Origin of the sequence: Flavobacterium salilacus subsp. salilacus, from assembly GCF_004634195.1 — a bacterium.
GTDB classification, from domain to species: domain Bacteria; phylum Bacteroidota; class Bacteroidia; order Flavobacteriales; family Flavobacteriaceae; genus Flavobacterium; species Flavobacterium salilacus.
Genome location: NZ_SKBP01000001.1, coordinates 338,722 through 362,183, shown reverse-complemented (window position 1 = coordinate 362,183; position 23,462 = coordinate 338,722). Strand labels below are relative to the sequence as shown.

The window sequence follows — 23,462 nt, the reverse complement described above, 5'->3', positions numbered from 1 at the left end:
AAAAAATTTAATTTAAGTTAGTATTAGTATCCATTGTTTTGAATTAATCTCCCTCCGCTGGCTGTAATTTGCGGTTCGGGTATCGGGAATACCTCGTGTGTACCCGGTATAAAAGTTTTTCCGTCGGCTGCCATAGCTGTCTGCGCTTGTCCTGTCCTTACAAGGTCAAACCATCTTTCATGTTCCATTGCCATTTCCCAGCGTCTTTCATTATATATCTGCTGTAATGTTATTCCTGATATTTCGCCAAGCCCAGCTCTTAGTCTTAGTTGATTTATTATATCTTCTGCCTCGCTTACCATTCCTATCTTAAAAGCTGCTTCGGCTCTTATAAGCAGTACATCGCTGTATTTTAAAAGTCTCAGGTTTTTTGCTGTTTCGGCTTTGTTTCCATTCCAAGGCTCTGCTATACTGCTTTGGTAAGCTTTGTAGTTGTAGCGAGGGTTATTCCATGTGGTTGGTGCTTCAAAACCATCCCATAGTGTAGAGGGAACGAACAGGATTGTAGCCTCTTTGCGAAGGTCGCCTTCCTCATAAGAATTAGTCAGGTTAAGCGAAGGGGTGTTAAAGCCCCACCCTAAGTCGGGTGTTCCGCGAGGACCCTGTACATCGGTATATTGTATTAAACCATTGGTAAGTGTGGCTTGTACTTCAAATACCGATTCTTGCATGTTTTCTCCTACTTCGCGCCACACATCAGCATAATTTTCCATCAGGTCATATTGCCCGGACATCATTACATCGCCTGCAAGGCTATATGCCAAGTCCCATTCCTGCTGGTATAAATGTACTTTTGCTTTAAGCGCCTGAGCAGCACCTCGTGTAGCACGACCTAAATCGTTCGGTGAATATTCTGTTTTTGAGGGCAGAATGGCTATAGCTTCATCCAAATCGGCTTCTATCTGTGCATATACTTCTTCTTTTGTGGCTCTGGTAAGTACTTGGTTGTTAATGGTTTCATTATCGTTTAAATCGATATTGCCCACTACAAGCGGCACGCCGCCAAAACATCTTACCAAATCGAAATACCAAAAGGCTCTTAAAAATTTCACTTCTCCTACAAGTCTGGCTTTTAAGCTTTCATCTATCTGAAATTGCTCTAAGTAGTATAGTGCATTGTTGGCTCTGTATATACCGTCATAACGACCTTTCCATACTTCATTAAAAGACACATCGGAGGCTTCAAATGTCAAGTTATCCATTTTGTGCTTATCGGTACCGGTATCACTGGGTGTTGAGCCTTTATCGGCATCATCTGATGTAATGCTTGTAATACCTATCCAGGGGAATGAGTACATATTAAAACTCAACATTTTACTGTACACTCCATTTACTAACTGAACTGCGTTATCAGGGTTTTTAAGCAAATCTTCTTCACTTATGTTATCCTGAGGGGTAACGTTCAAATCATCGTCACATGAAGTAATAAAGAAAGCCATCAGGGCAAGAATCCCTGTTATTGTTCCATATTTGAGTTTTTTATTCATAACCAAATTGTTTTTCTTTTTAAAATTTTTTAGAAATCTATATTAAGCCCAAACAAGTACGACTTGTTTGTTGGGTAGGCGTCAAGCTCTATACCTGCGGTTCCCAGCGGGTCTCCGTTATTGTTACCGCTTAATTCGGGAGAGAAGCCGCTGTAGTTTGTAAACAGGAACGGGTTTATGGCTGTTGCATATAGCCTTACTCTGTCTATACCCTTAATGTCTAATGGTATTGTATAGCCCAAAGTAATGTTGTTGATTCTCAGGTAATCACCATTTTCTACGTAATAGGTAGAGGCACGAGGTACATCGTTAGATGGTTTTGGGTTGCTGGCATTTGGGGTTGAAGGCGTATAGAAGCTGTCTAAAATGTCATATTCAACATTTTCACCCCCAAAGCGTTGGGCTTTTTTACCGTTATAGAGCTTGTTTCCTCCTACACCATAGGCATCAACAGAAAAGTCGATTCCTTTATAGGTAAGCCCTAAGTTGATACCGTAAGTAGCAGTAGGCAAATAAGAGCCTGCCACAACTCTCTGGTCACTATAGGTAAAAGCACCGTCAGAGTTAAAGCCTGTGGTTTCATATACATAAAAACTTCCCAGCGGTTGTCCTACCAGTACTTGCTTTGTGTACTGTCCGTTACCCAGTCCGCCACCAATATAGTCGCCAAACAGTTCTTGGTTATATACTTCTTTAAGTTCGTTTTTGTTGTATGAAAAGTTTCCTCCTATCCAGTAATTTATATTATCTCCTATGCGGTCTTGCCATTTAAGGCTTACCTCGACACCTTGATTGGTAACAACACCACTATTAAGGAATACGGGCTCAGGAGACAGTACCGGAGGTACTGATATGGGCAGAATGATGTCTTCATTTTTACGATCGTATAAATCTATTGTTCCTGTTAATCGGTTTTGTAATGTGGCAAAATCAATACCCAAATCAAACTCTTTCATGGTTTCCCAAGACAGGTTTCGGTCTATTTGTCCGGGATTATTAAGCCCGGGGTTAATAACCTGATCCGGACCAAACGGGTAATTTGATACATTGAACAGTATAGCATTTAGCGCTAAAGAGTTACCATTACCAACTTCTCCGTAACCACCTCTTATTTTTAAATGGTCTAAGAATTTTACGTTATTCATAAAATCTTCATCGGTTACAACCCATCCTGCTGAAACCGCAGGAAAAATGGCATATTTATTATCTCCCTGGAAAGTACTGATGCCTTCTCTTCTTACCGAAGCGGAGAACAGGTATTTTCTTTTATACTCATATTCCGCTCTACCAAAGTAGGCTACAGAAACAATAGGAGTGCCTGAATTGTTTTGCACTACAGAGCCGGGTGCTACTTCGACATTATTACTGGAAAGGTTTAAATTCCAGTAATTGGATTGTTCAGGAACGTCAAACCTTGTGGCGTTTAAATATTCTGAAATGTTATAAGTACTTCGCGACATACCCGCCACGGCTGTTACATTATGGTCGCCAAAGTATTTACTAAAGGTGATATAGTTATCCCAGTTCCATCTGTAATTAGTGCTTCTGCGTTGTTGCAGCGTGTTTACAATCGGGTTTTCAGGATTTTGGGCAATATAATCCTCAACCGTGCTTGTTGGGTTCGAAGCCAGCCAAAGCTCGCGGGTAGGGGTAAAGCTATACCCTCTTGCCCACTCGGAAGTAGCCCCAAAATTTGAAGTTACTGTCAAATAATCAAGTAGCTCCAATTCGGCTTTTATCGATCCTATGAGCATTACATTTTTATTTTTCTCGTTAAAATAGTATAACTGAGCGGCAGGGTTTGCCACATTGTTATACCTGTCGCCTGTCAGGTCGTTAACACCGTCTTCATTTACTAACGGTGCGCCCCATCTGCCGTTAGGATATCTTACCGGCATAATGGGAGATTGTTTGTAGGCATTAGTAAATGCACTTAATGGTTTTGGGGTTGTATTGGCTGAAGAAAGATTGAAGAACGGGGAGATTTTTAACTTATCATCCAGCATGCGGAACTCATTTTTACTGATGATGTTGGTTCGCTCATATTTTGATCCGTTTAAAATACCTTCTTCTTTATAATTCGAAGCACTAAAGTAATAGGAAGAGTTTTCTCCTGCTCCGGCTATCGAAATGGTATTGTTCATAACCTCTCCCGTATCAGTGATTTCGTCCAGCCAGTTCGTATTATAGGGCTGGTCGAAGCTAAAATAGGATGATGACCCTAATGCGGTATTGTTATAATAGGCATATCGGTAAGAATCGGCCATTTCTACATCTCTTTGTATAAATTTCTGACCGTAGTAACCGGAGTAGTTTATTTTTACATCGCCTCTTTTACCTTTTTTAGTGGTAATGAGCACTACACCGTTAGCCCCTTTTTGTCCGTAAATAGCTAAGGAAGAAGCGTCTTTAAGAATATCTATTTTATCAATGTCATTTGGGTTTAACCCTGTAATGTTTGAGGTTTCTATACCATCTACCACATAAAGCGGGTCGCGACCGCCTATAAGTGTGCCCAAGCCTCTTATCCTTATAGTGGGAGTTGCACCGGGTTCGTCATTTGTTACAATATTTACACCTGCGGCTCTGCCCTGTATTGCTTGTATGGGCGATTGTGCGGGAGTTCTTACAATATCATCAGCCTTTATCTGAGCTACTGAACCGGTAATGGCTCCTGCTTTTTTTGTACCATATCCTATTAATATAACTTCTTGCATTTGATTCTCAAAAAAGATAGAATCGTTTGGAATGGAATCTAAAGGTGTTGGCGGCACTTGGGCAAATGCTGCCGCGCCAACTAAACAAAAACTAATATTGAGTAATGTTTTCCTCATATTGTATTTAAATAAAATTAATGTATTTCAAATGTAAGCAACTAAAACGTTATAGAAGCATATAATATACCCTATCGTAACCACATCAAAATAAAAAATAAAGTTTTTAAATTGTTGATTTTTAATTTTTTATAAGATAAATGATTACATCAAAAATTATAGCTGTGATGTAGTAATGATGTATTTTAAAATGGAAAGGAATAAGCTAAATAAATGATTTTTTAATAAAAAAATAAAGATTTTTATATTATTATCATAAATTTGGAAAGACTCTCATCTGTCGAAATATTCAGTTTTTTCCGAAGTCTGTACCTGTGAAGCTCAACTCCTCTGTAGGAAATATTCATTAAAGGAGCTATTTCTTTTGATGATAAATTCATCTTTAAGTAAATGCAGAGCTTAATGTCTTTAGGAGTAAGAGTCGGGTATTTTTCGGTAAGTCTTCCTACAAAATCTTCATGGCTTTTAATTAAGTTTTTCTCAAAACTTTGCCATTCATTTTTATTTATGGAGCTGGATCTGATAACTTTTTTAACTTTAGTTTTAAGCTGGTCTATTTCTGATTCTTTATTTAAAACTTCCTGTATCTTATCAATCATCTCACTATGCTTTGCTATAGATAATGATTTTCCGGCTACTTCAGAGGCTTTTGTCTGTATTTCGACTTCAAGTTTTTTCTTTTCATATTCCTGTTCCCTCAGTTTGTTTTCGGCTTCCATCTCCAACTCCAGTATTTGTCTCCGGTGTCTCAGTTCTTCTTCATTAAGTCTTATTTTTTGTAAATATTTTATTTTATTCCACCTGTAGTATAAAAAGAAAATACCTGCTATTGTGGCTATATATACTATCACCATAAGGGTCGAAAAATACCAGGGCTTAGCAACACTAAACTCATACCTGCCTGCTTCTATTTGCTTACCGCCTTTGTTGTAATACAATATAAGTTGTTGGGTTCCGCTATTCAGGTTGTTAAGAATTGTTTTTCCGTCTATTATATGTTCTAAACTACCGTCATTCAATTTATAGAATAAATCCGGTCGGTTATAGCCATAATATCCGCTTATCACATTTATTTCTATAGGCTGGTTGTATTTTACCTGAGTTCTTTCAGTTATCAGTTGCCCGTTATAAAACGCTTCTATAGTTATTTCGGGAGTTTTATTTGTATTGTTATTGGGGTTAAAAGCTAAAAAGCCGTCATCCAGATTTATTAATAACCAGTCGCCCTTTATACATACCTGTGTGTTTTCAACAATTAGTCGTCCTTGATAGTATTTATCAGAAAGTAATGTCCAGTAAAACTTGTTATCGGTTTGATTTATTAAGTATATAAATCCTTCTCTGATAACTATAAAACTCTCGTTATTAACAGGTATAATATCGTTAATGTCTTTAAACTCTTTATTAAAAACACTGTTCTCTACCAAATCATCCTCTATTTTGTTATACGTGTACCAAATGTTGTCTATAAAAAAGAGTATCTCATTTTTATAGTTAAACAACTTTACACTGTAGTCATTGTTTATATTATTTTTTTTAGAAACGTTATCTACTTGTTTAACATCAAAGTTTTCATCATACAGTATTCTGTAAAGCCCCCTGTAACTATCGGCAGCCCATAATTCTCCTATTCTGTTTTGCGCAATATTTCGTATCGGCTTGGCAATACTGTCCATTATTTTCCATTGGCTCAGTTTATTGATATCAGGATAAACCACAATGCCCGAATAATTTGCCTGAAAATAAGCATCTTCATACCCCGTGTTTAAAAAATTCCAACCACCGTTAATGTTGTTTATTTTATTTAGCCCCTTGTCATGATAAACAAAAGTCCCGTCGTTATGACCTATAATATATTCATTTTTATGCTGATATATATCCCACACCTGCCCCTGAGAGTTGGGTATGGCTTCCAGTTGTTGTCCGTTGTAAGTAAAAACCCCATGGTTAGACCCTAATACATACCCTTTGTTGTTATTTAAGGCAGCTAAGGAATAGACGGAGCCGAGTAACCCCGAATTGTCTGTAAATATGGATATTGGCGAGTTAACCTCCACATGAGAGATCCCATTATCCAGCCCCAGCCATAGGTTTTTCTCGCTGTCTAATGTTATAGATAAAACCGCATTATTCCTTAAAGCATTTTGCCGGTTTATATTTTTATAACTATTGTTTTTTAAATTTATAAGATAAAGCCCCTGTAACGAAGTGCCTACTGCCAGCATACCGTCGTTTACAAACTTAACAGAGAGTATAACATTGTTTTTCAGTATTTTATTTATAGGGTTGTTCCAAGGTTTAAGTCCTTTATTATCTCCTACATAAACGCCGTTACTTTTTGTAAATACATATATTTTATTATTGTGCTTAACAATGCCGTGTATAATATTATCCTTTAGTTCGCCCCATTCTTCTACTGAGCTAAAGGTACTGTTGTGCATTTTGTAAACCCCGTTTCTTACTGAGGCAGCATAAATTACATCATCTACCGTATAGCAGTAAGAAATTTGAGCAGGAAGCTCTATTTTAGTTACCGAGCTGCCGTTGTAACGGTATATTTGGTTGAAAGACTGAAAATAAATAGTGTTATTGTGTTTGAATATTTTCCATATTTCCTCGTTCACGGCATTGCCCGTAAAAAGATCTTTATCTTTTGATATTGATTGATATACCATAATGCCCCCTACACGCTCCCAATAGCCAAACTCTTTATAAGAACCGCAGTAAATACGGTTACCGTCGGCAAAAACCGAGCGTATAATGGTTTTATTCGGTAAAGAATATTTTTCCCACTTTACCCCGTTATAGCGCAAAAAATAATGGTGATTGGCAAAATACATGGTCTTGTCATCAGCCTGAGTAATGCTCCATATTTGGTTATCTCCCGTATATTCAGACTTTGAAAAGTTTTTTACAAACGGTAATAGTTCCTGTGCCCCAAGTTTACAAACAAACAGCAGGCACAACAGCGCGAATATATATTTCCTAAGATGCATTTGTAAAAGGTATGTTTTGTATTCAAATTTAAGAAACTAATTACAACAAAACAGTATATAATAAAAGCCTTAATGCAATGCCTGCTTTTAGGTAGTTTTTTTGTCACGTTTCATTATACTTTATTGTTTTAGATACAGTATAATAAAAAATTTAAAATTATGATAGTTTATAAAGTAACCTACACCATGCCAGATGATTTTATATCTCAAAATCAAGAGAATATCAGAGCATTTATGAACGATTTTAAGCGTATAGATGCCTCTCTTTTCCAATATAATGTTTATCGAAGTTCAAACAGGAAAACATTTATACACTTGTCACATTTTAATGATGAAAAAATCCAAAAAGCAGTGTTAAGTGTAAGCTCATTTGTTTCCTTTCAGGAAAAACGTGATGCCGGCGGGTTGGAGTCAGCACCCTTAATAGAAGTTTTACACTTTATGGAAAGCTCAAAAGATATAATTAGTTAAATGCAGCACTCAAAAAAATCTGAATCAGTAAATTGTACAGATTAAATTTTGCAGGTGCAAATTACAAGAAGTTGTTTTTTGTGATGCAAAACAAAACCCTTGAAAATCGTTTGATATTCAAGGGTTTATTTTGTTTTTTGTGGTACCTCCAGGAATCGAACCAGGGACACATGGATTTTCAGTCCATTGCTCTACCAACTGAGCTAAGGTACCGTTTGGTATTGCTGTTATTGCGGGTGCAAATATAGAACCATTTTTATATTATCCAAAACAAAATATAAAAAAAATCAATTTGTATCTTTGCCCAACTAATACTGGGAAAATGCTTTTAGCTATAGATATTGGCAATACAAAAATTAAAGCTGCTGTTTTTGAGGAACATGCCCTTATTGACAGGTTTACTTTTGACAGGAGCGATGCCGAAAAAAATATAAAAAAGCTTTTTGAAACCCATAGCGGTATTTCTCAAACAATACTATCATCAGTAGCAAAAGAAGATGCCGGTTTATTATCGCTTTTAAAAAACCATACCCGTTTAACCCTCATAAATCACACCTCGCATTTCCCTTTTGTTAACCGTTATGCTACCCCCGAAACGCTGGGTATAGACAGAATGGTGCTTTCGGCGGGAGCTGTACTGTTATATCCTGATACAAACAGGCTCGTTATTGATGCGGGAACGTGCGTTACTTATGATTTTACTGACAGCAATAACCACTACCTTGGCGGGGCAATATCGCCCGGACTGCGGTTAAGGTATGAGGCAATGCATAATTTTACCGCAAAACTTCCGTTGTTATACCCGGAAATGCCTTCGGATTATATTGGTAATACCACAAAACAGGCTATGCATTCAGGAACAGTAAACGGCTTACTTTATGAAATTGAGGGGTTTATCAGCCGGTATATCGAGCAGTATGGCAACGTGTCGATAATATTGACAGGGGGCGATACTGATTTTTTGGCTAAAAGATTAAAAAACACCATATTTGCCAATTCAAATTTCCTGCTGGAAAGTCTGAATAAATTATATTTATATACTATAAAAATCGAAAATGATTAAAAGATTTATTGTAAGCATCTGCCTACTATGTACTGCAGTGGTTTTTTCGCAGCAAAATAACTCCTCTCCCTATTCATACTATGGTATTGGTGATGTAAAGTTTAAAGGTACTACAGAGAACCGGTCTATGGGCGGTTTAGGAATAATTCCTGATAGTGTGCATGTTAATCTTCAAAACCCGGCCTCATACAGTTCGCTTATTCTTACTACCTTTACAATAGGTGGCGGTACATCATCTACAACTTTAAAAACAGACTCAGAAGAGAGTGATGCCAGCAGAACCACGCTTGATTTTCTTGCAATAGGAGTTCCTGTTTCCCAAAAAATTGGTGTTGCGGTAGGGTTAATGCCCTATTCGGCTGTTGGATACAGGGTAGAGAATACTGTTACAGATAATGATATTGAACGATATACTCAGTTTAGCGGAGAAGGCGGGCTTAACCGGGTTTTTGCGGGAGCATCCTATAAAGTTACTCCAAAGCTGAGTTTGGGGGCAGATATTCAGTACAACTTTGGTACTATAGAAACAAAATCGATAATTGCATTGCCAAGTGTACCGATACAGTACCCTACACGCGAAATAAATAAATCGGATTATAGAGGCTTTTCGTTTAATATAGGTGCGATATATCAAACCAAACTGAATGAAAAATATGACTGGTACACTAGTGCTACCTATGCGCCTTCGGCAACATTGTCCAGCGAAACAGAGAGGCAGTTAGCTACCATTACCTTTAGCAACGGGCTAAACGAGCTTATTGTTGATGAAATAGATGTTTTGGTTTCTTCTAACGATGTAAAGCTTCCTTCCAAGTTTACAATAGGTTCGGGCTTGGGCATAAAAACCAAATGGTTTGCAGGGTTAGAATATACATTTCAGGAAAGTAACGAACTGGGTAACCGCTTTGACGATATAACGGCTGCCGGTTTTGAAACAGCTCATAAAATATCTTTAGGTGGGTATTATACCCCAAAGTACCGTTCTTTTAACAGCTATTTCAGCAGAATAACATACAGAGCAGGACTTAGGTATGAAAAAACAGGACTTGTAATTAATGATGAGTCTATTAACGATTATGGTCTTTCATTGGGTATGGGTTTACCGTTAAACTACTCTGCATCCAGCCTGAATATAGGTGTTGAATGGGGGCAAAGGGGTACTACGAATGCTAACCTTATACAGGAAAATTATGTAAATTTCTATGTCAGCCTTTCTCTAAACGACAGATGGTTTGTGAAGCGGAAGTATGACTAATTAAAATTTTTGGATTATGAAAAAGGAACTTGTCTTTTTAATAACAATGCTCATAAATATGTTTGCAGTTACTGCTGTAGCCCAAACAGATAAATGCGAAAAGCAATTTAAAATATATGAAGAGAAGGTAAAAGCCCGCAACTATGCCGACGCCGAAAGCCTCTTGGAAGTGTTGAAAAAAGACTGCCCGAAATATGATGCCAAACTATATACTTATGCCGAAGCAATTTATAACTATAAAATAGAGGCTTCCCGCAACCCCGAAGACAAACAGGCTAATATTGATGTGCTCCTTGAGCTTTATGCCGATTACGAAAAAAACTTTCCCGGTAACGGCAGCACAGTAAGAAAAGCACTGATGCTTAAAAAGTACGAAATGGCTGATGATGCCGAAGTATATAAAATGCTGGATACTTTTTTTAAAACCCACAAAAAAAAGTTTACCGATTATGATGCATTGCAGGTTTACTTTACCCTATACTTAGAGCAGTACGAAGCTGAAGACAAAGGGATATCCCAAAAAGAGTTTGTAGAAAAATACGCATCCATAGCAGCGCAAGTGGCTTATGCACAAAATAAATTTGCTGCCGACAAAACTGCTCTGCTGGAAAAACAGGAAACCGGGTTACTTACTGACGAAGAAAAACAGGCTCTTGCCGATGCCGAACCGGCTATAGATGCCTTGGATGCCGTAGCAGATAATATAAATATCATGGCATCTAAGCATTTTTCGTGCGAGATACTCACGGAATACTATGGTAAGGTTTACAACGACCATAAAGAAGATGCAGAATGGCTTGGAGCAGTAGCCGATGTAATGTATAATAATAAATGCTACAGCAGTGATGTGCTTTATACTATAGCTGCCGCTGCGCACAAAATACACCCTACAACACAATCTACCTACAGGCTTGGCAAAATAGAGTTGAGTAGAGGGAATGTAAAAGAAGCAATTGCCTATTTTGATAAGGCAGCAACAATGGAAACCGATAATAGGGAAAAAGCAAATTTATATTATGAAATAGCCTCTGTATATAGAAATATAGATAAAGCTACAACCAAAGAGTATGCCTTGAAAGCCACACAGGCTAACCCTGAATTCGGAAAACCCTACCTTATGCTTGCCGAGTTATATTCATCGGTTACGGGAGAGTGCGGTCTTAACGACTTTCAGCGCAAAGCATTACTTTTTCTGTCTATAGAAACCGTTAAAAAAGCAGAAGTTGCCGAACCTAAATATAAACCTACCGTTGCTGCCTTAACAGAGCGTTACAGTAAAGGCTTGCCTACTAAAAGTGAAGCTAAGGATGCAGGTTACCGTAAAGGCGATGAGGTGGTTTATGGCTGCTGGATAAACGAAACGCTTAAACTCCCTAAATTGTAAATGATGAAACAATTTGTGAGCGGTGCGGCATTAGTTATAATTACCCTTTCGGGCTTCCTTTCAAGCTGCGAAAGTAATTTAAAAGATGTACAGCGTATAAACACAGTATCTTTTGCGCCTGCCGCTCGATCTGAAAATATTAATTTGAAATATACCGATTCCGGTAAAGTAAAAGCCATATTGGTAAGTCCGCTTATGCTCGATTATTCTAATATGAAATACAAGTTTAACGAGTTTCCGAAAGGAATACACCTTACACTTATTGATGAGGCAGGCAAGAGCAGCTATGTAGTTTCTGATTATGCCATAAGTTATGACGATACTAAAATTATAGATTTGCAGGGCAACGTAAAGATAACATCCTATGATGGTAAAGAGCTTCAAGCCCCACAGTTATACTACGATCAAAAAAATGAATGGTTTTATACCGAAAAAAACTTTAAATTTACCGATGGGAAGGAAAGTTACCTGGAAGGACCCGGCATAGACTTTAGTAAAGATTTTAAAGTTTTTAACATGCAGCGTAATACAGGTGAAATTAATAATGTGGAATAGAAATTACTTATCATGGGTTATCTTAAAATAACAGCATATATATATCTGGCTGTAGCCGCTTTTTTTACTTATGAAGGCATTATGGCACTAAACAGGGGAGAAGACAGTTTTATAATGTTTTTCTTTGCTGCTGTATCAATATTTTTATTTTTCTTCAGGATGCGTAACGCAAAGAAATTTGGCGACAGAAGGGAAAGAGAAGAAAACTAAAACACTATGGAAGTTATTGTAATCATAAGCTGTCTTTTCCTGTCGGCATTTTTTTCGGGAATGGAGATAGCCTATGTGTCTTCCAACAAAGTTTATCTTGGGGTAGAGCGAAAACAAACTACCCTTATGTCCAGAATACTCACCAAGCTTACCGAAAACCCTGTACAGTTTATCACCTCTATGCTGGTAGGCAACAGTATAGTACTTGTTATATACGGCTACAATATGGGCAATGTAGTAATGCGCTGGATTGCTGCTACAGGCTGGCACATACACGTGTTTTATAACATATTGCTGCAAATAGTAGTTTCGCTGTTTGTTATACTCCTGACGGCTGAATTTTTACCCAAAGTTTTTTTTCAGATATATGCTAATACACTCATCAAGTTTTTTGCGCTTCCTGCTTATGTCTTTTGCTTTCTTTTTCACTGGGTATCACTTTTTGTTATAAAAATTTCCGACTTTATTTTATTAAAAATCCTTCGCACTAAAGGCGATACCAAACAGGCATATTTTACACGGGGAGAGCTTGGTAACTATATAACCGAACAAATGCACGGAGTGAACAGTCAGGAAGAGATGGACTCCGAAATACAAATGTTTCAGAATGCTTTAGAGTTTTCTGACCTTAAAGCCCGCGTGGTAATGACGCCCCGAACCGAAATTTCGGCTGTTGAGCTTAATGATACGGTAGAAGAATTGCGCGAAATTTTTGTAGAAACAGGCTACTCAAAAGTAATTGTATATCAAGATACACTGGATAATATTATCGGCTACATCCATTCTTTTGAGTTGTTTAAAAAACCCAAAACAATTAAAGAGGTAATGATACCTATTGAGTATGTACCCGAAACAATTTATATAAAAGAATTGCTTAATATACTCACCCGAAAGCACCGAAGCATGGCTGTAGTGCTCGATGAGTATGGCGGTACTTCGGGTATTATAACCGTAGAGGATATAATAGAACAGCTTTTTGGCGAAATAGAAGACGAGCACGATGCGGAGGAAGAACTGATAGAAAAAAAACTTGATAACGGAGCATATCTGTTTTCGGCAAGGCTTGACGTTGAATATATAAACGAAACCTATGGGTTGGAACTCCCTGAGGGCGACTCTTATGCCACACTCGGAGGCTTTGTAGTGCATAATACTAAAGAAATTCCTAAAACGGGCGAAAAAATAAAGTTAGACAGTTTTGAGATTGTGATAGAAGCAGCTTCTCATACAAAAATTGAACTGATTAAATTGAAGCCATTGCAGGAGAAATAAAAAAGTTTAGAAAATATAAGTACACTACTTTTATTATTAAAGAGATAATTGTATTTTCGCCCACTGAAATAAAATTTAATAAACAATAAAATGGCAGTTTTATCAAAAATTAGACAGCGTTCGCTACTTCTTATACTTGTTATTGGTTTTTCATTACTTGCTTTCATCGTCACCGATTTGATAGGTAACGGAGGTTTCGGTACTACCAAAAATATAGGAAGCGTTGACGGTAAAGATATTCCTGTACAGGAGTTTTTGCAAAAAGTAGGTGATGCACAAAGCAGGCAGCAAGGCATAAGCCCTACACAAGCTGCTAATATGGTTTGGAATCAGGAAGTAGAAAACATACTTTATGAGGCACGTTATGAAGCGGCAGGCTTACGTGTAGGTCGTGAGCACATTTACAGTCTGTGGTCTCAAGACCCTTCTGTTGCCAATAACCCTCAGTTCCAGAATGCTGTTGGTCAATTTGATAAAGCAAAATTCAATGAATACCTGGTAAATATAAAAGTTACCGACCCTGTAAGATGGTCAAACATTGAAAAAGGTACGCCAATGGCAGAAAATGCTGCCAAAAAGCAATTATACATTAACATGATAAAGGCAGGTTTTGTTACTACAAAACTTGATGGTAAAGCCAAATACAGTCTTGAGAACGATAAAGCATCTTTTGATTATGTATATGTGCCTTATACTACCATTAATGATGAAGAGGTAAAAGTTTCGGATGAAGAAATTATAGCCTATATGAAGAAGAATGAAAAAAAATATAAAGCTGAAGCTACTGTTAATGTTGAGTATGTTTTAATAGAAAACAGCGCATCTGCAAAAGACGAAGCTGATGTAAGAGAAGAAATAAACGCACTGCTTTTACCAAAAGTAATATATAACGAGCAGACTAAAACAAACGATACTATTCCCGGTTTTAAAGGCGATATTGCTAAAATTCAGGAGTATGTAAACAGTAATTCTGATATTCCGTATGACACTACCTATGTAGCTAAAAAGAATCTTCCTACAGACTATTCAGAGCAGTTATTCAACCTGCAAAAAGGAGAAGTTTTCGGTCCGTATAAAGACGGAGAGTATTACAAACTTAGTAAAATGACCGATAGAAAACCGGGAGGTACTGCAAAAGTAAGCCATATACTTATTGCTTATGAAGGCAGCAGATCTCCGGGAGAAATAAAAAGAACGAAGGAAGAAGCCAAAGCCAAAGCTGATGAGCTTTTGGGCAAAGTAAAAGCTAATCCGGGTTCTTTTGCTGATTTAGCTAAAGAAAACAGTGATGATCCGGGATCTAAAAATAACGGAGGTATATATGATGATGTATCTAAAGGGCAAATGGTTCCTGAGTTTGATAAGTTTCTATTTGGTAACAGTATAGGCAGTACAGGCGTAGTTGAAACCGAATTTGGTTACCACGTTATAAAAGTATTAGATAAATATGATGCTGTACAACTTGCCACAGTTGCCAAAAAGATACAACCCTCTGAAAAAACAAGTGATGACATGTTTACAAAAGCTACTAAGCTGGAGATGGATGCAAAAGAAAAACCATTTGAAGACCTTGCTAAAGCAATAGGTGCTGAAATTAAACCGGCAAACAAACTGGGAGCTAATGACGAAAACATTCAAGGTTTAGGAGCGCAGAGAGAAATTGTTCGTTGGGCATTTGACAGCGATACAAAAGAAGGTGATGTTAAGAAATTTGATGTATCACAAGGGCATGTTGTTGCAAAGCTTAAAAACAGAAATGAAAAAGGATTACAACCTGTAGAGGAAGCTAAGCCTACTGTAACGGCAATACTAATGAATGAGAAAAAAGCAGTACTGATAAAAGAGAAAATGAAAGGTGACACGCTGGAAAGCGTTGCACAGTCTGTTGGTTCCAGTATTGCAACGGCTAATGATGTTTCGCTTGCTGCTCCGCTTATTACAGGTGTAGGCTCTGAGCCTACTGTAGTGGGTAAAGCATTTGCTCTTGGCAATAATAAAACTTCAGGACTTATAGAGGGTAAAATGGGTGTGTTTATGGTAAAAACCAAAACTATCAATAAAGCTGCTGAGCTGCCAAACTATAATGCCATAATGAGCAGAACAGAATCGCAAAGCAGAGCAGGAGTACAGTCACGACTTACTACAGCACTAAAAGAAAAAGCTGATATTGAAGATAACAGAGCTGAGTTTAACTAATGAATTCAGGTACTGACAGTATATAAAAAATCCCGCCATGGCGGGATTTTTTGTTTTATAGTATCATTTCATTATAAGGAATAACAGTGTCATATCCTTTTTTCTTAAAGTAATCAGCAGGATTATCTTCGGCTACAGCCAAAATAAAATCGCCGCCCCATGCCCCAAGGCTTTTAAGTGTGCCTTTAAAGTCAGGGAAAAGCAATTTTTTTATTGTAGGGATGCCCAAAATTTCGGTCATTACAGCTTCGTGTTCTTCCAGTAGCACAGAAAAATCATTAATGGTTTTAGCCTGATATATTTCATCGGTTATAACGGTTATTTTGCCAATAGCATCGGCAATATCACCTTTCTTTTCACGATAAGTTACTATTGCCTTACGGCTGTCCTGCTTTTGGTTGAGGTACACAAAGTAAAGTTTATCTGCATATTCAGGTTTAAAATTCACAGGAATTACAACAGGTAATTCATTTTCTATACGATATAGTATAGCTGAATCATTTTGTGCACAGGCAATATCATAGCCACTACCCCCAAAACTTTTCCATAATAATTGGTAGGCATCAATGCCAAACCATTGGGCGATGTTATTTATTAATGTAGAGGATGTACCCAACCCCCACTTGCGCGGAAATGTAAGCTCAGTTATAACATTATAGCCTGTATTTAATATTTTAGGATTGGTATTGTGGGCACTATACAATATTTCAGTTAACTGTTTTGTAATAAAGTTTTCGCCTTTGTAGCTGTTATTTTTTATTTCGTTTATAAGAACGGTATCCTCATACCAAATACTGCCATCGGCATCGAAACTTTTCCAGTAAAGCCTGTCATTTCCTGAAAATTCAGTGTGCAGCGACTGCCCGAATTTTGTAGGCAGGGCTAAAGCTTTAGCCCCGTCCAAAACAGCATATTCCCCTGTAAGCAATAATTTTCCGTTACTGTAAAAAGTCTTTTTCAAGATACTAAACATTTACATTCCGCAATTCTCGTATAAACTCCCCCGCAGCGGAGTGGCTCACTGTATTTTTTTCAAAATGTTTTATAGCCTTTTGCTTTTCCGTTTCGGTAGCCTCCAGTTGGTTCAAAATATTCATCAGGTGCATTTTCATGTGTCCCTGCTGTATGCCGGTTGTGGTTAGCGAGCGCAGGGCTGCAAAGTTTTGCGCTAATCCGGCTACGGCTACTATTTGCATTAATTCTCTCGCAGAAGGCTTGCCAAGCATCTCCAGCGCCAGTTTAACCAACGGATGTAACGATGTAAGCCCGCCTACAGTGCCCAATGCAAGGGGTACATCTATCCAAAACCTGAAAATCCCGTTTTCAACCGTAGCGTGCGACAGGCTACTATATTTCCCGTTTTTAGAAGCATAGGCGTGTATGCCTGCTTCTACGGCGCGGAAATCGTTGCCCGTGGCAAGTACAACAGCATCAATACCGTTCATAATACCTTTGTTGTGGGTTACGGCGCGAAAAGGCTCTACTTCGGCTATTTGTACTGCTGTGATAAATTTTTCAGCAAATTCTTCAGGGCTTATGGTTGCATCTTCATTAAGGTCGGCTACCGGGCAGGATACTTCGGCACGCACCACGCAGTTGGGTACATAATTCGAGAGTATGCTCATTACCACCTGTAGGTTTTGTTCCTTCTCGGTAAAGTTTATATATCCTTGAGCTTCGCTTCTTAGTATTTTGGCAAATTGTTCGAGGCAAGAGTTTATAAAGTTTGCCCCCATACTATCAACTGTTTCAAACGTAGCATGTAGTTGGTAATAATTGGGTAGCAGGTCAGTCCTGTCACGTAGCTCAATATCCAAAATACCGCCACCGCGTTTCTGCATATTTACCGTTATACTTTCGGTTTCTGAAAATAGTTTGGGTTTTATAGTGTTGAAAAATGTTTGTAATTTTTCAGAATCACCTTTAAACATAAAGTGTACCTGTCCGATTTTCTCAGTATTTAAAACGGTTGCTTTAAAACCTCCGCGCGTTGCCCAAAACTTTGCTGATTTGGATGCTGCTGCCACTACCGAGCTTTCTTCTATAGCCATCGGTATGGTATAATCCTTACCGTTTATATTAAAATTTGGCGCTATACCCAGCGGTAAATAGAAGTTGGTAATGGTGTTTTCGATAAATTCGTCATGCAGTTTTTGGAGTTCCCTGTCAGTATTCCAATATTTTTGTATCAAAGCTGTTGCTTCGTCGGGGTTAGAAAAGTATTCTTTAGCAATCCATGCTATTTTTTCATTTTTCGTCAGTTTAGAGAACCCCGCTATTGCTTTACTCATTTTCAGTTGCTTAAAATAGTAATAGCTGCAAAGATACAGTATAGCAGTTGCATTTGCTAAAATATTACAATAGCGATTTAACATCAAAATTGTATTTAACAAAAAAAACAACCAATAATTCATAAATTTTCACTAAAATTGGGAGTTTTTTACCATCTGCAAAATGAATAACATTCAAAAAGTACTTTTTTTCTTTTTACTGGCAACGTTGCCTGTAACGGCGCAACAAAAAATAACCCTCGAACAGATATGGGGAGGGGCTTTCCGTACAAACCACATGGATGAACTGAATGCCATGAAAAACAGCAACCAATATACTGTATTGAATATTAATTGGAATACGGGTGTTGCACAAATTGACTTATATGATTTTGCCACGCTGGAGAAGGTAAGTACCCTTATAGACTCTAAAAATCATACGGAATTGAAGGGTATAGACAGTTATACTTTTAGCCCTGATGAGCAAAAAATATTGATAGCCACAAATTCTGAGCAGATATTCAGACATTCGTTTGTTGCTGATTATTTTGTGTATGATATTGCTGCCAAAACGCTGGTAAAGGTTGGCGATAGTAAAATACAAGAACCTACTTTTTCGGCAGACAATTCTAAAATAGCCTATGGTTACCAAAACAACCTGTATGTGTATGATGTAGCAACCAAAGCCGTAACCCAAATTACTAAAGATGGTAAAAAGAACGCCATAATAAATGGTATTACTGATTGGGTATATGAGGAGGAATTTGCCTTTGTGCGTGCTTATGACTGGAACGCGGCAGGCGATAAAATAGCTTTCATCCGATTTGATGAAACCGAAGTGCCTGAATTTACGATGGAGTACTACAATCAAGGCTTATACCCGGCACCTTATACATTTAAATACCCGAAAGCCGGAGAAAACAACTCGAAGGTGTCATTGCATGTATATGATGTAAAAGCAAATACGACTAAAAAAGTAAATCTTAATGATTTTAATGCTTATTACATTCCGCGTATAAAATGGACTAACGAAGCGCAAACTTTGAGTGTGCAGCTAATAAACAGACATCAAAATGAACTTAACCTTGTTTTTGTAGATGCCGATAGCGGAAATGCAAAAGGTGTACTTAACGAAAAAGACAAAGCTTATATAGATATTACGGATAATCTTACTTTTCTTAAGGATAACAGTTTTATCTGGACGAGCGAAAAAGACGGTTACAACCATATTTACCATTATGACAGTAAGGGTAAGCTGATAAACCAAATTACCAAAGGTAACTGGGAGGTAACGGATTACTATGGCTTTGATGATAAAACAGGAACTATTTTTTATCAGTCGGTAGAAAACGGTTCTATTAACCGCGATGTATATCGCATCGGTATCAACGGTAAAAACAAAACACGCCTTACTCCGCAAACGGGTACAAACGAGGCAACCTTCAGCCCTAAATTTGATTACTTCATTAATTCATTTTCTAATAGTACCACGCCGCCTACTTATAGTTTGCATAAAACAAAAGATGGTAAGCAGGTAAAAGAAATACTGGATAACAAGGCACTGGCTGACGGATTAAAAACATTCAGCCTGCCTGTTAAAGAATTTATGGAAATTACTACTCCAAAAGGGCATAAGCTGAATGCCTGGATGATAAAACCAACCGATTTTGACCCGAATAAGAAGTATCCTGTATTTATGTACCAATACAGCGGACCGGGTTCGCAACAGGTAAATAACGACTGGAACGGCTATGACGACTACTGGTTTATGATGTTGGCACAACAAGGCTACATAGTAGCCTGTGTAGATGGTCGCGGAACAGGTTTTAAAGGTGCCGAGTTTAAAAAAGTAACCTATAAAGAGTTGGGTAAATATGAAGTGGAAGACCAGATAGACGCTGCCAAAGAGATAGGGCAGTATGCCTATGTAGATGCTTCACGTATCGGAATCTTCGGTTGGAGTTATGGCGGTTTTATGTCGTCTAACTGTATTTTGAAAGGTAACGATGTGTTTAAAATGGCTATTGCCGTTGCACCTGTAACCAACTGGCGTTTTTATGACTCGGTATATACCGAGCGTTACATGCAAACACCACAGGAAAACGCATCGGGGTATGATGAAAACTCTCCAATAAATCATGTAAAGAAATTAAAAGGCTCATACCTGTTGGTACACGGCTCTGCCGATGACAATGTACACCTGCAAAACACCATGCTTATGGTAGAAGCATTAGTGCAGGCAAACAAACAATTTGACTGGGCTATTTACCCCGACAAAAATCACGGTATATATGGTGGTGCCACACGACTGCAACTCTATACCAAAATGACTAATTTTATTAAAGAAAAACTATAAATGTCTGCAATTACAAAACAACCGCACGAAAAAGAACTTTTTGGGCATCCGGTAGGGCTTTACATACTGTTTTTAACCGAAATGTGGGAGCGTTTTTCTTATTACGGAATGCGCGCTCTGTTAACGCTGTATATGGCTCGGTCTGCAATGGACGCTAACCCCGGGTTAGGCTGGTCTAATTCAGAATCGTTGGCTTTATACGGCTGGTACACCATGTTGGTATATGTAATGTCGATACCCGGTGGTATAGTAGCCGACCGTTATTTAGGACAAAAAAAGTCGGTGCTGGTTGGGGCAATTATACTTGTTTTCGGACATGGAGTGCTTGCTGTAGATCAGGAATGGGCTTTCTTTACCGGTTTAGGACTTATTGTATTGGGGGTCGGTATGCTGAAACCGAATATCTCTACTATGGTAGGAGGATTGTATAAAGAAAATGATATAAGGCGAGATAAAGGATTTAGTATCTTTTATATAGGTATTAATTTAGGTTCATTATTGGCAACCTCTTCCGTAGGTATTGTAGCTGCGGTATATGGCTGGCATTATGGATTTGGTTTGGCAGGTATTTGTATGCTGCTGGGATTAGTGGTTTACCTGTGGGGACAAAAATATTTAGTGCATGTGGGTAACGCACCCCTTGAGGCAACCGAAAAAGACAGTGTATCTATTTTCACTATATTTCTTAAGTTACTAAAATCTCCTACACAGCTAATTATAGTAGTAGTATTACTATTACTCTCAGTATATGCCGGTTTTACTTTTGAAGGGAATGATAGTTGGGGGTACGGAGCATTGTTTGTTTTTATCTCTTTGGTAGTCGGGTTGATGATGATGATATATAAAGATCTGGAAACACAGGTGATGAAAGACCGTTTCTTGGTACTGTTACTTTCTTTTGGTCTTGTAATAGTATTTTGGGGTGCTTTTGAACAAGCCGGCGGATTGATGAGCTTATATACGGAACAGAAAACCAATCGTGACTTTTTAGGTTATACCATACCTGCTGCTGTATTTCAGGGTTTTAACGCAGGCTTTATAATATTATTTGCCGTAGGTGTGGCAAACTTTTGGGCAAATCGTAAACTTAAAAATAAAGAAGCCTCTTCACTGTTTAAAATGGCAACCGGTACTATTATCATGGGTACAGGTTTTGTATTTATGGTATTCGCCTCATTACAATATCAGGAAAATGGAGAGTCTGCAATGTACTGGCTGATATTAGCTTATTTGTTCCATACTATCGGAGAATTATGCTCTTCGCCTGTTTCGTTATCCTTTATTACCAAATTAGCACCGGTAAAATATGCCTCATTGATGATGGGTGTTTACTTTGCCTCTACAGGATTAGGTAATAAAGTAGCGGGAATTTTAGGAGAGAATGCTTCGAAATTTGGAGAATTAACTATTTTTGCAGGTATTTTTATCTTCACTATTGCTTTTGGGTTTTTGGTTATAGCATTACTTAAACCATTAAAAAGACTTACTCACGGCGTTGAGGATAACGAAACACAAATTACAGAAAACACAATTGAAACTACTACATACTAATGGAAAAAACTACATCAAACGACTTCTTTAAATCTAATGTTTTAGGACATCCGGCAGGATTATTTGTTTTGTTCTTTACAGAAATGTGGGAACGTTTTTCGTATTACGGAATGCGTGCCCTTTTGGTTATTTTTCTAATCTCTACTTATGAAAAAGGCGGGTGGGAATGGACAACAGAGAGAGCCTTAGGATTATATGGGACTTATACTATGGGTGTTTACCTTACGCCTGTGCTGGGAGGACTTATAGCGGATAGACTTCTTGGATATAGATGGGCAGTTATTATTGGAGCATTTATAATGACTCTTGGACACGCATCGATGGCGGTTGAAACAGAGTTGTTTTTATATATTGGACTCGGTTGCCTTATTGTGGGTAATGGTTTGTTTAAGCCTAACATGACATCTATGATTAGTAATCTGTATAAAGATCATCCGGAGAAAAAAGATGGTGCATACTCGCTATTTTATATGGGAGTAAATGCCGGAGCTTTTTTAGGAATTATGCTTTGTGGTTACATAGGTGAAAAAGTTAGTTGGAGCTTGGGCTTTGGCCTTGCAGGTATATTCATGTTTTTTGGAATGCTTCAGTTTTACTTTACCCAGAATATTTTCGGTGATGTAGGGCTTTCTGCAAAAAAGACCAGGGAGTTAAAAAAAGAAACTAAAAAGGATGATACTCCGAGCAATATAGTTTTCGATAGATTAATAGTAGTTTTTATATTTTCAGTATTTACCGTATTCTTTTGGGCTGCTTTTGAGCAGGCAGGAGGGTCTATGACTATTTTTGCTGATAAGTATACACAAAGGGTACTGGAGGGTAATGCAGGGATGACTTTTAAAATAATTGACGCTATTTTAACAATCGTTCCTCTAGCAATTATTACTTATGTATTGATAAAATTATTCTCTAAAACATTTAAAAAGTATGCCCTAGGTAATATTATACTTTCAATTAGTTTTATAATTATTTGGTGCATCGTTCTCTGGAAAGTGAACAGAGAATTTGCAGATTCTAAAGCAGAAGTTCCTGCGACTTGGTTCGGAATCCTTAACTCGTTATTCATTATTACTTTTGCACCTTTATTCTCTAAATGGTGGGAGAGTAAATACAATTTGCCAGGAGCTATTAAATTTGGACTCGGCTTAATACTATTAGGAGTTGGTTTTGGATTTTTAGCTTACGGAGCTATATCTATAGAGCCCGGTGCGACAGATATTGTAAGGGTTAGTATGGTATGGCTAATTTTTGCATACTTGTTCCATACGCTTGGCGAACTTTGCCTTTCTCCTGTAGGATTATCATATGTATCAAAACTTGTACCTGCCGCATGGATAGGGATGATGTTCGGGGTTTATTACTTATTTATTGCGATGGGTAATAAAATAGCCGGTTCAATGGGAGGTATGATTGAGAAAATTAGTGAGGAATACTCATTGAGTACATTTTTCCTTATATTTACAATCGTACCAATAGGGTTAGGAATTATAATTTCGTTACTTAATCCGTTAATCAAAAAATTGATGCACGGGGTGCGATAATATTCGGCACTGTTTTTGAAA

General features: G+C 37.7%; 16 protein-coding genes and 1 tRNA gene. 11 read left to right on the top strand and 6 right to left on the bottom strand.

Annotation, left to right across the window (positions count from 1 at the left end):
• Positions 1-23: 23 nt before the first annotated feature.
• From E0W68_RS01760 to E0W68_RS01750, 3 genes are all read right to left on the bottom strand, one after another.
• Positions 24-1,487 carry a RagB/SusD family nutrient uptake outer membrane protein gene (locus tag E0W68_RS01760; RefSeq protein WP_135217684.1) on the bottom strand — a complete coding sequence of 488 codons (1,464 nt, stop codon included), beginning with the start codon at positions 1,485-1,487 and terminating at the stop codon, positions 24-26.
• Between the two features lie 29 nt (positions 1,488-1,516).
• The gene (locus E0W68_RS01755; protein WP_135217683.1) at positions 1,517-4,321 is read right to left on the bottom strand and encodes a SusC/RagA family TonB-linked outer membrane protein; all 2,805 of its coding nucleotides are present in this window, start codon (positions 4,319-4,321) and stop codon (positions 1,517-1,519) included.
• Between the two features lie 242 nt (positions 4,322-4,563).
• Positions 4,564-7,317 (bottom strand): LuxR C-terminal-related transcriptional regulator, encoded by a 2,754-nt coding sequence (locus tag E0W68_RS01750; RefSeq protein ID WP_135217682.1) that lies wholly within the window; start codon positions 7,315-7,317, stop codon positions 4,564-4,566.
• A 159-nt stretch (positions 7,318-7,476) separates the two neighbouring features.
• On the opposite strand from E0W68_RS01750, the gene E0W68_RS01745 reads away from it, so the two are divergent.
• Positions 7,477-7,788, top strand: a complete 312-nt coding sequence (locus E0W68_RS01745) for a hypothetical protein (protein WP_135217681.1) — start codon at positions 7,477-7,479, stop codon at positions 7,786-7,788.
• Positions 7,789-7,928: 140 nt separating this feature from the next.
• Here the strand turns inward: E0W68_RS01745 and E0W68_RS01740 are convergent.
• Positions 7,929-8,001 (bottom strand) — tRNA-Phe (locus tag E0W68_RS01740).
• Positions 8,002-8,110: 109 nt separating this feature from the next.
• On the opposite strand from E0W68_RS01740, the gene E0W68_RS01735 reads away from it, so the two are divergent.
• From E0W68_RS01735 to E0W68_RS01705, 7 genes are all read left to right on the top strand, one after another.
• Positions 8,111-8,851, top strand: a complete 741-nt coding sequence (locus E0W68_RS01735) for a type III pantothenate kinase (protein ID WP_135217680.1) — start codon at positions 8,111-8,113, stop codon at positions 8,849-8,851.
• On the top strand, positions 8,844-10,106 hold the full coding sequence (locus tag E0W68_RS01730) for an outer membrane beta-barrel protein (RefSeq protein WP_135217679.1): 1,263 nt from the start codon (positions 8,844-8,846) through the stop codon (positions 10,104-10,106). Before E0W68_RS01735 ends, E0W68_RS01730 begins: the two co-directional genes overlap by 8 nt.
• Positions 10,107-10,122: 16 nt before the next feature.
• On the top strand, positions 10,123-11,490 hold the full coding sequence (locus E0W68_RS01725) for a tetratricopeptide repeat protein (protein ID WP_135217678.1): 1,368 nt from the start codon (positions 10,123-10,125) through the stop codon (positions 11,488-11,490).
• Entirely contained in the window at positions 11,491-12,045 is a 555-nt protein-coding gene (lptC, locus tag E0W68_RS01720; protein WP_225990309.1) for an LPS export ABC transporter periplasmic protein LptC, read from the top strand.
• Between the two features lie 12 nt (positions 12,046-12,057).
• Complete coding sequence (locus tag E0W68_RS01715; RefSeq protein ID WP_135217677.1) at positions 12,058-12,255, top strand: hypothetical protein; 198 nt, start codon at positions 12,058-12,060, stop codon at positions 12,253-12,255.
• Between the two features lie 6 nt (positions 12,256-12,261).
• Complete coding sequence (locus E0W68_RS01710; RefSeq protein ID WP_135217676.1) at positions 12,262-13,527, top strand: hemolysin family protein; 1,266 nt, start codon at positions 12,262-12,264, stop codon at positions 13,525-13,527.
• A 90-nt stretch (positions 13,528-13,617) separates the two neighbouring features.
• Positions 13,618-15,723 carry a peptidylprolyl isomerase gene (locus tag E0W68_RS01705; RefSeq protein ID WP_135217675.1) on the top strand — a complete coding sequence of 702 codons (2,106 nt, stop codon included), beginning with the start codon at positions 13,618-13,620 and terminating at the stop codon, positions 15,721-15,723.
• Between the two features lie 55 nt (positions 15,724-15,778).
• On the opposite strand, the gene E0W68_RS01700 is transcribed toward E0W68_RS01705, so the two are convergent.
• Together E0W68_RS01700 and E0W68_RS01695 are read right to left on the bottom strand one after the other, a co-directional pair.
• Positions 15,779-16,684, bottom strand: coding sequence for a GYDIA family GHMP kinase (locus tag E0W68_RS01700; RefSeq protein ID WP_135217674.1), 906 nt, complete (start codon positions 16,682-16,684; stop codon positions 15,779-15,781).
• A gap of 4 nt (positions 16,685-16,688) precedes the next feature.
• Complete coding sequence (locus E0W68_RS01695; RefSeq protein ID WP_135217673.1) at positions 16,689-18,014, bottom strand: hydroxymethylglutaryl-CoA reductase, degradative; 1,326 nt, start codon at positions 18,012-18,014, stop codon at positions 16,689-16,691.
• A 163-nt stretch (positions 18,015-18,177) separates the two neighbouring features.
• Between E0W68_RS01695 and E0W68_RS01690 the strand changes: the two genes are divergently transcribed.
• The 3 genes from E0W68_RS01690 to E0W68_RS01680 are packed head-to-tail and all read left to right on the top strand — an operon-like array spanning position 18,178 to position 23,441.
• Positions 18,178-20,349, top strand: coding sequence for a S9 family peptidase (locus tag E0W68_RS01690; RefSeq protein WP_135217672.1), 2,172 nt, complete (start codon positions 18,178-18,180; stop codon positions 20,347-20,349).
• Positions 20,350-21,900 carry a peptide MFS transporter gene (locus E0W68_RS01685; protein WP_135217671.1) on the top strand — a complete coding sequence of 517 codons (1,551 nt, stop codon included), beginning with the start codon at positions 20,350-20,352 and terminating at the stop codon, positions 21,898-21,900.
• Positions 21,900-23,441, top strand: a complete 1,542-nt coding sequence (locus E0W68_RS01680; RefSeq protein WP_135217670.1) for a peptide MFS transporter — start codon at positions 21,900-21,902, stop codon at positions 23,439-23,441. Before E0W68_RS01685 ends, E0W68_RS01680 begins: the two co-directional genes overlap by 1 nt.
• Positions 23,442-23,462 lie beyond the last annotated feature (21 nt).